Here is a 13,134-nt window from a genome sequence, read left to right as displayed (position 1 = left end):
AATATCAAGATTTTGTAGTTAACATATCCATTCGCAATCCTTGAAGTTCTGCATGTTTTGCAGCAGTATATCCCCTACTATCTTCAATATTAATATCCGCATTATTGGCTATTAATAATTTAATTATTTCTTTTTGTCCAAAAGTTGCTGCATAAATCAACGCTGTAGCTCCTTGATAATTTCTTTTATTCACTTCTGATCCAGCATTAAGCAACAATTGAGCTATAGTTTTATATCCTTTAAAACACACCCCCATTAATGCCGTATTACCTGATCCATCTTGAGCATCAATATCTTGATCATATTGCAATAAAATCTTCACTATATCTTCTAATCCATAATATGAAGCTAACAGTAATGGAGTTGATCCTCTAGCATCTTTTTCTTTCAGAACAGTATTATCCTCTTTCAAAATCATTTGTACAGCCTCTGTATCTTCTTGTCTTATAGCATCAAAAATTGTCATTCTTCTTTCTTTTATAAAACACTTACTTAGACCAGCTTTCTAAGTAAGTGTTTATTATTCTACTATTCTATCTAATTAATATTCTGTTTGAGCAGTAATATTAAGAGCTTTCCTCACTCCCTTTCCATAATCAGGATCAGCTTTATCAAAATGTGCTAATTGTTTCTCTATAATTTCCATAGAAACACCATCCATAGCAGCTGCTATATTAGAGAATAATCGTTCTTTTTGTTCTTTATTAAACATTCTAAACAAATCCCCAGGTTGTTTATATTCTCCATATTGATCATTTTCTTCATATCGTCTTATATCCCCATCAATTTTCATTGGTGGTTCTTCTACAGAAGCATCTTCTACAGGTCCACCTTTGATATTAGGTTCATAGTAAGCGTCTGGATTACCATTATTTTCAAAGAACCTCATTGCACCATCTTTATGATAGTGATTTACCTCTGCAACTGGAGCATTAGCTGGGAGCGCTTCATAATGTGTCCCTAATCGATAACGATGTGCATCAGCATAAGAAAATATTCTAGCTTGTAATACTTTATCTGGAGAAAAACCAATTCCGGGTACCACATTAGAGGGTGAATACGCTGCATTTTCTATGTATTGAAAATAATTCTCAGGGTTTTTATTCAATTCCATCACTCCCACTTCAATCAATGGATAATCTGCATGTGGCCATACTTTGGTCAAATCAAAAGGATTATACGGTGTTTTCTCTGCATCCGCTTCAGGCATGATTTGTACCATCAACTTCCATTTTGGATAAGCTCCTTTTTCAATTGCTCCATATAATTCTTCTTGGTATTTCTCTCTAGTTTGTCCTATTACTTGAGCCGTTTCCTCATTAGTATAATGTTTATGTCCTTGCATTGTTTTAAAATGAAACTTCACCCAAAAACGTTCTCCATCAACATTCCAAAAAGAAAACGTATGAGATCCATAACCATTCATAAACATAGGTGCTGTAGGGATTCCTCTATCAGACATTAATATGGTTATTTGATGTAAACTCTCTGGAGTTTGTGACCAAAAATCCCACATTGCTTCTGGGGATCTCAAATTGGTTTTAGGATGTCTTTTTTGTGTGCGAATAAAATCTGGAAACTTATATCCATCTCTAATAAAAAACACCGGAGTATTGTTTCCTACTAGATCCCAATTTCCTTCTTCTGTGTAAAATTTTAAAGCAAATCCTCGTACATCTCTTTCGGTATCAGCAGCTCCCATTTCTCCTGCCACAGTAGAAAATCTAGCAAGCATGGGAGTTTGTTTTCCTACCTCAGAAAATATTTTTGCACGAGTATATTTACTAATATCATTAGTTACTGTAAATGTTCCTTGAGCTCCCCATCCTTTTGCATGAACAACTCGTTCTGGAATTCGCTCTCTATTTTGATGTGCTAATTTCTCTATTAATTGGTAATCTTGTAATAAAACCGGTCCTCTATTTCCTGCAGTGATAGAGCGTTGATTATTAGCTATAGGAGCTCCTCCTGATGTGGTTAATTTTTTGCGTGTCATTATAGTTCTATTTAGTGATACTTTCTTTCTATATAAAGATACAACACTACAACACTAAAAATCAAGCAAGTACATTATTAATCACAATCAAACCATAAACAAAAACTATTTAACAAGTTTAAATAAATAAAAATCAACTATATATATTATAATCGTTCATTAAGTTTTAACAATTGCTGTTCTATAATCAAAAGACGATCTTCTACCATATCTGCAAATTCTGGTATTCTTCTACAAAAAACATAGCGCACTCTCCATAATTCCTTAATATCTTTGACATCAAAGATCAAATCATCAATATTTTTATGATCGGCTCTAAAAACCAAACCGTTTGATGCTGTATACAATCGCCTAAACAGAATTTGATCATCTACCAAAGCAAACACCAATGTTCCATTATTCAATTTTTTAATAACATCTTGTGGTACTTTTTCGCCAACAACTACATCTTTGGGAAAAAAACCTTTATCATGAGTAGTCATTTCAAGATTAAAAACGGTAAATCCTCTAAATTTTTTAGACGGATTAATAGGCAATTGTAATATTGGTAATTCACTTATAAAGGTGTCCTTATTATATAAAGAAATATAATCTGCACTAGTACTATCTGTAATACAAGGTACAACCGCAAATTGTTCTCTTTTTACATCCTCTGCATAAGTAGTTAGATCCTCTTTAAACTTTAACAACTCATTAACTGTTAATTCATCTGTCAACAAAGTGTCAATCTTTATGCTAAAATAATTAGCTATCTTGATAATCGTTTCGATTTTAGGTTCACTCCTACCCTCTTCATAAGCCCCTAAAGTCCCTCTTTTCAAGTCAAATAGCTCAGCAAATGCTTGCTGACTTAATCCTTTAACACTTCTAATCTTTTTAATATTTTTTCCAAAAAAAGACATTTTTTGCTAATTTTATTTGCAATTATAAAAATTAATTGTACTTTTACACTAACAATATTAGCTAATACATTTGATTTTTGCTAATTTTAGTAGAATTCTTTTTATAAAAAATTAAAGAATGTGTCAATATTAAAGAGTTACTAACATTATTAGCAGTACTAAAACTAATTAAACCTTAAAACCTAATAAAATGATACTAATTGCATGTTATCTAGTCAATTTAGCTGTAAGTATAGTAGAAAAGTTATGTGACTTTTTGTAATATTGATACACTCAATAAACGGAAACAAAAAATAATAATCAATCAACCTCCTTTTCTATGGATGCACACTTTCAGCTTGTAAAAGATTTTGTTTTACAACTTAATTACACTATTGAACATGAGAACGCCAAAGATGGTATTTTAATGATCAGCAAAGAAAATGAAGGAATTAAAAATTTAATTCTAGGTATTGCGCCACCAATCTTGATTATGGAGCAACACATTTTTAACATCAAGACAAAAAACGAAGCCGTATATCGTAGTTTATTACAAAAAAATAGAGATATCGTGCATGGAGCATTTGTACTTGATGAAACCGGGAACAAAGTAATCTTTAGGGATACTTTACAAATAGAGAATTTAGATCTCAACGAGCTAGAAGGCTCACTTAATTCACTAGGGTTATTACTAAGTGAATACTCTGAACAAATTATAAATTTTTCAAAATATTAAACAACGATGAACTTTTTTAAACGCATATTCAAAATAGGACAAGCTGAAGTACACTCAGCAATAGATAACATGGAAGATCCCATAAAAATGACAGAACAAGGGATCAGAGACATGAAAAGTGATTTAGACAAAAGCTTAGAAGCTCTTGCTCAAGTTAAAGCTATGGCTATTAGAGCAAAAAATGATACCGAAGAGTATTCTGCAAAAGCTAAGGATTATCAGCAAAAAGCAATGTTAATCCTTAAAAAAGCACAAACTGGTGGATTAGATACAAATGAAGCAGATCGTTTAGCTAAAGAAGCATTGGTAAAAAAGGAGCAAGCACAGCAACATGTAAATCGTTCTCAAGAAGAAGCTACAAAATTTGATGAATCTGTAGCTAAACTTGAAAAGAATGTTCAAGAAATTAAGCAAAATATTAGCAAATGGGAAAATGAATTAAAAACCCTTAAGGCTAGAGTTAAAGTTTCTAAAGCTACCAAAAACTTAAACAAACAATTAGCAGAAATTGATGGATCAAGTACTGTTTCTATGCTTGAACGTATGAAAGATAAGGTAAGTCAAGAAGAAGCATTAGCCGAAGCTTATGGCGACATTGCTGACTCAGGAAAATCTATCGATGATCAAATCAATAAAGCTATCGATGTTACTGATGTAACAGCAGACGACGACTTAGCAAAATTAAAAGAACAATTAGGAATGTCTGATACTGACAACGAAACAAAAGAATCTTAATATAATTACTGAATGGGTGAACTAACTAACATTTTATTTTCTCCTGTAAACATAACTTTATCGGTACTTCTTATTGTGTTAATTGTATACTGGATCTTTAATATGATCACAGGAATTGATTTTGACACTGATATAGATGTAGATATAGACATTGATGTCGATGCAGAAATAGAAATCGATATGGATGCTGATACAGGTATAGAGGGAGGTAATATTGATCTACATGATGTAGCTAATACAGATATTGATAAAGAGGATGTACTTGGCAAAAAAAGAAAGTCATTAAAATGGTGGCAAGTAGCTTTAATATATTTCAACTTTGTTGGACTACCATTCATGTTTACATTCACCTGTTGGATATTTATTTGGTGGATATTAACAATAATATCTACAACCTTAACTCATTCTTATGATAATACATTAGGCTTTATCTTCTTTTTTGGTGGTATTATTCCTTCTTTATTTATAAATAAGGTATTTACAACACCTTTTAAAAACTTCTTTAAAAGTTTAAATCCAGATGGAGATAAGCCTATTGAACTAATTGGGAGAATAGCATCTTTAAAATCATCAATAGAACAAGATCAACTAGAACTTGCAGAAGTAACTATAGATTCAAAAGTTATGTCTATTTATGTTAAATCATTAGATGGAAGCCTAATTGATCATAAAAATGATATTTTAATCATTAAACAATCAGCAGATAAAAATTATTACTACGTAAAATCATATTCTAATAACTAATTAATACACTAAAATTTGGATAACATCTTATCATTAATCGGAATCGGACTAGGAGTTGTGCTATTCTTAATTATAGTATACTTTGCTATAGTAGCAATGTTCTATAAAAAAGTACCTCAGGGACAAGCTTTAGTTCGTACAGGAAGAAAAGGAACTCAAGTTGGAACAGACAAAGGTATATATGTAATACCTGTCTTTCACAAATTAGAAATCATGGACATCGCCGTTAAAAAAATTCAAATTGAACGAATTGGCAAAGATGGTCTAGTATGTAAGGATAATATGAGAGCAGATATTAAAGTTGCTTTCTTTGTAAGAGTTAACCCTGAGATCGAACACATTAAAAAAGTAGCACAAAGTATAGGTTGTGAAAGAGCTTCTGATCCATCTACTCTTGAAGAACTTTTTGAAGCCAAATTCTCTGAAGCGTTAAAATCTGCAGGTAAAAAATTTGAATTTACCGAACTTTATGAAGCTAGAACTGAATTTAGAAAAGCTATAGTTAGTATTATTGGTACTGATCTTAACGGATATACTCTTGAAGATTGTGCTATTGATTATCTTGAACAAACCCCTGTCAATTTATTAAAACAGGATAATATTCTAGATGCAGAAGGTATCAAAAAAATCACAGAATTAACTGCTGAGCAAAATATTAAGGCTAACCTTATCAAACGTGACGAAGAAAAAGTAATTCGCAAACAAGATGTTGAAGCTCGCGAAGCTATTCTTGAACTAGATAAGCAATTAGCAGAAAAAGAAGAGCAACAACGTCGTGAAATTGCTAATATTAAAGCTCGTGAAGAAGCAGAAATGCTAAAAGTTGCTGAAGAAGAGCGCCTTAAATCTGAATCAGCTCGTATAGCAACAGAAGAAAAAGTTAAGGTAGCCGAAGAAAACATGCAACGCCAAATCATTGTTGCAGAAAAGAACAAACAACGTACTAATGCTGTTGAGACAGAACGTGTAGAAAAAGATCGTATGCTTGAAGCTACAGAACGCGAACGCATCGTTACACTTGCCCAAATAGAGAAAGAAAAGGTTGTTGAAGTAGAAAAGAAAAACATTCAAGATGTTATTCGCGATCGTGTAATGCTAGAAAAAGGTGTGGTTGAAGAGCAAGAGAATATGAAAGATATTGAAGCTTTTAAAACTGCAGATCGTGAAAAGCAAGTGAAAATTACTATAGCCGAAGCTGATGCTCAAGAATCTTTAATCAAAACGATCAAAGAGGCAGAAGCACAAAAAGAAGCTGCTAAACAAAAAGCTGAAGAAATTAATATCGAAGCTCAAGCGCAAAAAGAAGCTAGCGAGAAAGAAGCTGAAGCTCGTAAAACATTGGCTGAAGCAACTGCCAAAGAAGAAGCTACTATCGGTATGTCTGAGGCTCAAGTAATGCATGCCAAAGCAGATGCAAATGAGCGTCAAGGTCTTGTAGAAGCTAATATCATTGAGAAAAAAGCTAAAGCAGAGGCTGCTGGAATTCTAGCTAAAGCCGAAGCTGTTAAAGAAGAAGGTATTGCAGAAGCCGAAGTAATCAAAGAAAAAGCACTAGCTCAAGCTGCCGGAGATAAAGAAATAGCATTGGCAGAAGCTGCAGGTATTGAAGAAAAAGCTGAAGCGATGAAGAAACTTGACGGTGTAGGTAAAGAGCATGAAGAATTCAAATTACGCCTAGATAAAGAATTAAAAGTTGAATTGGCTCAAATCAATATCCAAAAAGAAATCGCCGATGCTCAAGCTCAAGTAATAGGTGAAGCCTTAAGAGCTGCTAATATTGATATCGTAGGTGGTGAAACTATGTTCTTTGATCAAATCATTGGTCAAGTAACAAAAGCTAAAGGATTTGATAGATTGGTCCAACATTCTGATAATATACAAGATGTAAAAGATGCTATCTTAGGTAGCGATGATGTTAAAGGTAATCTATTAAACAAAGTTAAAGAGTTTGCTACAAAATATGGTATCTCTTCAGAGGACATCAAAAATCTGACTATTGCTAATCTTTTAATGGATTTAAAACAAAAGTCTACAGATGCTTCAGAAAATAACTTATTCAGTAATCTATTTAATCTTGCAAAAGGATTAGGGCTTTCTGATAAAAAAATTGATCAAATTTAATTAACCAATAGTTTTGAGCCTCTCTCCTATCGAGAGGCTCTATTTAACCCATACCATTTTTACTTTAAATTATAAAATGGTATAATTCAAAGTTCTTTTACTTATTAAAATCTTTTAATAAGATAATATAGCTTCTAATCAAACATTACTATTTGTTTGATTTCTTAAAACCATCATTCGAGAATCTATAGTATTATTTTATTATTAAACATCAAAAAACTAACAGCAATTCACATTGTTCTTCTCATCAGATCCTAAAAGAAATTAAGAGAACAATAAAATTCCACAACACTATCATTATAGTCTTAAATTGTATTATTTTTTTAATACTTATAAGTTTAATTATATGGCTATTAATTTAATCACAAAACGAACTGTATTTTAACATTCATCAATTAAAAAACGACTTATTATGGGAGGATTTGGATCGGCGCAAGCCATGATTACAGCTATAAAAAATAATAATCGTAGCGTTAAGAGAAAGGCCTATGACGGATGGACAGCTAACGATAAAAAAAGTAAAGGCATTGAGGTAAAGCCTGTAACCAAAGAAACTTTAGAAAAAATTCGATATAAATTAAAGCGACAACAACAAAACGAACGATACATTAATATACTCGTTGTTATTGTAAGTATCATAGTCTTGTTCTTACTTTTTAAAGTAATAGGAGTCTATTTTTCTAATTTAGGCCAAATAGGTTGGGAACCTCATTAAACTATATTTTTTATTACACTAAATAACTATTTTAGTTACCAGAATAAAATACATTCAAAAAACGATACAAAAACGCTAACACTTACCTTAATCTAGGGTACATTATGAAAGAAAACACTACCAATCCAAATACACAATTAGACGGCGGAACTTATGAAATCATCCAGAAGCGTTTACAAAAACACAAAGGTGAACTTCAACATCGCCTTACACAATTAAATAATTCTCGTAAAGAAGTTTTTGGAAATGTAGAAACCAAACTCATTGCTAATAATCGCATCAATACCGAAAACAATTGTATTGCTCGTGATATTGTTACCATAGGTAATTATTGTCTTTTTGGTTATAATGTGCATTTTGGATTGCGTACAGAAATAGCATTAAGTGATGTTTTTAGTATTTATACTTATGAAGAGGATCATTTTGTTTTGCAGCCTCTAGACATGATTAATGATGCTACTTTTCTTAATGATTTTTCAAATCTTTATAAATATTATAGAAACACGATCTTTTCTAAGTTTGCCATAATGGGTAATTACCTTCATATGGTATTTCAGCTTAGTGAAAGTGTTACTGATATCAAGACTTTTAAATGGTTGATTAATGAAAATCAACTTACCTATATAGACAATCGTAGCGAACATGAATTTACATTTCCTACACAGCATGAATTCAATTGGACAGAGGTAACTCGAGACATGCATCGTTATGGAGAACATCCTCATATTTCTATACTAGATAAAGTTTTTGTAGAAACTATAGGTGGTGATTTAACTATTAAAATTGAAGATAATACAGACGATGGTAAAGGTATCTACAATGAAGCTGTAGAGCATGTTGATCAAACACTCGATGACGGACAGTATCGCTATGCAGATTTAGGAAACCTCATCGCGCTAGAAATAAAACCTTTTCAAGAACCTGCTCAATATTTTGTTTACAATCACAAAATTCAAGAGGTAAAAAAAATACCTAGTATACAATACTCTTGTGTTTTATTACCAGATGATCAAGGGATTATTTATCCTAATGGATATTACTTACAATCTGGTGAATTCAAGCTTTTTGGGAATGGTATAGAACACGTAAAATTCAAAAAGAAAATCAGTTCGCCTAATGGTGAAGATTATTTCTATGTTTTCTACGAAAGTCAAAAAGGACTCTATATCTTAATGGGTTATAACGTGATCGAACAAGAGGTTAAAACGCCTATTGTTTGTAATGGGTATACCACCTTAGAAAACGGAGAGCTTTGTTATTTCAAAACAGAAAATGAACAAACTAGGCATCATGTTATTCAAATATGGCAGACTCCTTTTGTAAAAGGTAATACGCTACCATCAGAACATACTGATGCACTCTTGTATAAAATCGGTAATAAGGATATTGTAAAAGCAATGGCCGAGTGTCATGCATTAATTACATTATTAAACAAAGAAGACAGTTATGATGGGCTATATCTTGATATCACAACGGCATCTACAGATATTATTGATAGTTATTACTGGATTAGAGATGAAGAAACATTCAGATTAGATCTACCATTAAGCGAAATAAGTAATGCAGCCAATGCTGCTATTGACGAATTTGAAAAAGTAGTCCAATTACGTAAAACTGCTGCCAAAACCACAAAAGAAACTCAAGAAAAGGCGACTCACGTTTTTGGTAAAATAAAAAGTAGTTCGTTTAAATCTATTGATGATTTTGTCCAAATTTTGGCTCAACTTCGCACTTTAAGAGGTGAAGTTATTGGGCTTCATGATATACGTTATGTAGATAGTTCTTTTATAAAAACATTAGAAGAAGAGATTGCCGAATACAACGAAAAAATATCATACCGTTGTGTACAGTTTTTATTAGATGATAAAGCCCTACTACCTTATCACTCACGTGTAGAAGAGAAACAAGGACAACTTGATAAGGTTACTAAGGTTATTACTGCTAAAAAGCTAGAAGAAGAAGTTGCTCAAATTGCAACTGATCTCGAAATGCTTATTGATATTGTATCCAATTTGCAGATCGAAGACACTTCGCACTCTACCAAAATTATAGATAACATCTCTTTAATTTTTGCCACTATAAATCAATTAAAAGCAGGAATTAAAAACAAAATAAAATCTTTGGGTAGTAAAGAGGCTAGTGCCGAATTTGCTGCGCAGTTAAAACTTGTAGATCAAAGTATTATCAATTATCTCGATATTGCTGCTACACCAGAAAAAACCGATGAACTTCTAAATAAAGTATCCGTACAATTAGAAGATCTCGAAGGACGTTTTGCAGATTTTGAGGATTTTATCACTCAGATCATTGAAAAACGAGAAGAGGTTTATAATGCTTTTGAAGCTCGCAAGAGTAGTTTGATAGAAGCTCGAAACAAGAAAGCTGTAGCACTAGAAAATGCTGCAAATAGAATTCTTAAAGGAGTTACCAAAAAAGCCTTAAGTTTTACCGAAGTAACTGATATCAATGGTTATTTTGCTTCGGATTTAATGATCAATAAGCTTAGAGACATCATTCAGCAATTATTAGAATTAGATGATGCCGGAAAAGCCGAAATGGTAGAGACTGCTTTAAAGGTTGCCAAAGAAGATGCTATCCGTAAATTAAAAGACAAAAAAGATCTTTATGAGGATGGAGAAAACATCATTAAATTAGGGAAACATAAATTTGGTGTAAACCGTCAACCACTTGATCTTACCATTGTTTATAAAGATCAGACTTTATCTTATCATCTAACAGGTACAGATTTTTATCAAGAAATTGATAATGAGATTTTATTACAATCAAAAAAGTATTGGGATCAAGAATTAATTTCAGAAAACAACGAAGTTTATCGAAGTGCATTTTTGGCTTATAAGATATTCAAGAATCAATCCTTGTCTCCCACTTTAACCGAAGAAGCGTTATTAGATATTATAAAAACCGAAAGTAGTAAAAGTTATACCGAAGGATATGTAAAAGGCGTTCATGATGTAGATGCTTCAAAAATTTTAAAAGTCTTATTGACAAAACATCATGATTTAGGCTTATTAACCTATGCACCTACCATTCGTGCTCATGCGCTTTATTTTTGGAATAGTATTTCGACTGAAGTTCAGGAACAATGGAGCAGAAAAGTTAAAGCTGCTGGTGAAGTATTACATATATTTCCAGAAAGTACAACCTACCTAGATATTGTACATGAGTTATCTAAACAAATAACTGATTTTGCTCAAACGACAAATTGGTATACTTGTGAAGATTACAACATCATAGCTCATTATTTATTTGAAGAATTACAAACCTCAACGATTGGTATAAGTCAAACTGCTTATGAGTTATATGAAAGTTTTATTCAAACCTTAAAACAAAAAGAAAGCTATAGTAAGCTTAGAACTCAGTTAGACCTCTTAGATAACGTAGCAGAGAAAATTCAGTTAGCAAATCAATGGGTAAGTTCTTATATACATCTAGCACAACCCAATCGTATTGACTATATACACGAATTAGTTTGCTTAGTGATATTTCATCATGAATCTAACACCGAAGTTATTTTTATGACACCTCATCAACCTATTTCGGGACTTAATGGTAGTCACAATACGATCAAAGAAGGTGTTTATGATTTTAATTATCATCAATTCATAGCACAATTAGAACAATTCTTGTCTATAGAAGTCCCTGCTTTTGAAGCTTATCGAGAAGCAAAACATCTGGTTACAGAACAATTAAAAGAGGATTTAAAATTAAATGAATTTAAACCTAGGGTTTTATCATCATTTGTTAGAAATAAATTGATCGATCAATTATATCTACCCTTATTTGGAGATAATCTAGCAAAACAATTAGGTAGTGTAGGTGATAATAAACGCACAGACCGTATGGGAATGTTACTTTTGATTTCTCCTCCTGGGTACGGTAAAACGACTTTAATGGAATATATGGCAAATCGATTAGGTTTGGTATTTATGAAAATTAACGGTCCTGCTATTGGTCACGAGGTTACCTCGGTAGATCCTATGTCGGCAAACAATGCTGCTGCACGAGAAGAATTGAAAAAGTTGAATCTCGCTTTTGAAATGGGAAATAATGTAATGTTATATTTAGATGATATACAACATTGTAATCCTGAATTTCTACAAAAATTCATTTCGCTTGCAGATGGTACTCGTAAAATAGAAGGAGTTTATAAAGGACAACCAAAAACTTATGATTTACGCAGTAAAAAATTCTGCGTTATTATGGCTGGAAATCCATATACAGAAAGTGGAGATAAATTCCAGATTCCTGATATGCTTGCCAATCGTGCCGACATTTATAATCTTGGGGATATTATAGGTGACACTGCCGATTTGTTTAAATTGAGTTTAATTGAAAATGCGATGACTTCTAATCCTATTTTACATCAATTAAGTAGTAAACATTTTGACGATGTATATCGTTTTATAGAAATGGCAGAATCTGATAATCCAGAAGGTATAGAACTTCAAGGAAATCATACCAAACAAGAGATACAAGATTACCTTTCTGTTTTACAAAAAGTAGTGACAATTAGAGATACGGTAATGCAGGTTAATACCACTTATATCAAATCTGCTGCAATGGAAGATATCAACCGTATAGAACCATCTTTTAAATTACAAGGTTCGTATAGAGATATGAATAAATTAGTAGCAAAAGTAGTTCCTATTATGAATGAAAAAGAATTGCAAAGTTTATTATTATCGCATTACGAAAGTGAATCTCAAACGTTGACTAGTGCTGCCGAAGCCAACTTGTTAAAATACAAAGAAATGACTCAAATCATTAATCCAGAAGAACAAGAACGCTGGAAAATGATCAAAGAAACTTTTGTGAAGAACAACAAGCTTAAAGGTTTTGGAGATAAAAATGAAATGGCTCAAGTTCTGGCACAACTCATGCAGTTTAGCGAACATTTATCTGGAATTCAAGATGTATTAAAAGAAGGTTTAGGAAAATAATTTTATATGAAATCAATCGAAAAATACCTACTACTCGCCTTGGTGAGTAGTTTTTTATTAGTATTAACTCCTATTCCTTTTTTAAAATTTCTCTTCTATATCATGCTACTGTGTGTTATAGGTTTATATATATTTAAAAGTCATAAATTGTTCTATTCAAAAAAAGAGCATATTTACCTTTTAATGGGTGTTGGTTTTTTTTTAGGAATCTCACTTTTTTCCATTTTCTTCTATACTAGTTTCTC

Annotated in this window: 9 protein-coding genes; 6 read left to right on the top strand and 3 right to left on the bottom strand. The window is 32.0% G+C overall.

All coding sequences use genetic code 11. The features are described 5' to 3' along the window. Positions 1–4 precede the first annotated feature (4 nt). The 3 genes from ACYEKI_RS11125 to ACYEKI_RS11115 all read right to left on the bottom strand — a co-directional run bounded on the left by ACYEKI_RS11125 (position 5) and on the right by ACYEKI_RS11115 (position 2,898). The gene (locus ACYEKI_RS11125; protein WP_459211267.1) at positions 5–466 is read right to left on the bottom strand and encodes an ankyrin repeat domain-containing protein; all 462 of its coding nucleotides are present in this window, start codon (positions 464–466) and stop codon (positions 5–7) included. Positions 467–541: 75 nt separating this feature from the next. Beyond that, positions 542–1,996, bottom strand: a complete 1,455-nt coding sequence (locus ACYEKI_RS11120) for a catalase (protein ID WP_459211266.1) — start codon at positions 1,994–1,996, stop codon at positions 542–544. A 146-nt stretch (positions 1,997–2,142) separates the two neighbouring features. Continuing rightward, entirely contained in the window at positions 2,143–2,898 is a 756-nt protein-coding gene (locus ACYEKI_RS11115; RefSeq protein WP_459211265.1) for a helix-turn-helix domain-containing protein, read from the bottom strand. Positions 2,899–3,217: 319 nt separating this feature from the next. On the opposite strand from ACYEKI_RS11115, the gene ACYEKI_RS11110 reads away from it, so the two are divergent. From ACYEKI_RS11110 to ACYEKI_RS11085, 6 genes are all read left to right on the top strand, one after another. Beyond that, entirely contained in the window at positions 3,218–3,613 is a 396-nt protein-coding gene (locus ACYEKI_RS11110; RefSeq protein WP_459211264.1) for a type III secretion system chaperone family protein, read from the top strand. Positions 3,614–3,619: 6 nt separating this feature from the next. Further along, a complete protein-coding gene (locus tag ACYEKI_RS11105; protein WP_459211263.1) occupies positions 3,620–4,348 on the top strand; it encodes a PspA/IM30 family protein in 729 nt (242 codons plus the stop codon). Between the two features lie 12 nt (positions 4,349–4,360). Further along, complete coding sequence (locus ACYEKI_RS11100; protein WP_459211262.1) at positions 4,361–5,092, top strand: hypothetical protein; 732 nt, start codon at positions 4,361–4,363, stop codon at positions 5,090–5,092. Positions 5,093–5,107: 15 nt separating this feature from the next. Beyond that, entirely contained in the window at positions 5,108–7,213 is a 2,106-nt protein-coding gene (locus ACYEKI_RS11095) for a flotillin family protein (RefSeq protein ID WP_459211261.1), read from the top strand. A 412-nt stretch (positions 7,214–7,625) separates the two neighbouring features. Beyond that, positions 7,626–7,928, top strand: a complete 303-nt coding sequence (locus ACYEKI_RS11090; protein WP_459211260.1) for a hypothetical protein — start codon at positions 7,626–7,628, stop codon at positions 7,926–7,928. 104 nt (positions 7,929–8,032) lie between these two features. Further along, positions 8,033–12,889, top strand: a complete 4,857-nt coding sequence (locus tag ACYEKI_RS11085) for a DNA repair ATPase (RefSeq protein ID WP_459211259.1) — start codon at positions 8,033–8,035, stop codon at positions 12,887–12,889. The last annotated feature ends 245 nt before the right edge of the window (positions 12,890–13,134 follow it).

The sequence above is a fragment of the Aquimarina rhabdastrellae genome (genome assembly GCA_947387485.1).
In the GTDB taxonomy this organism is placed as follows: domain Bacteria; phylum Bacteroidota; class Bacteroidia; order Flavobacteriales; family Flavobacteriaceae; genus Aquimarina.
The sequence above is the reverse complement of the archived record's forward strand: the minus strand, read 5'-3'. Positions and strand labels throughout refer to the sequence as shown.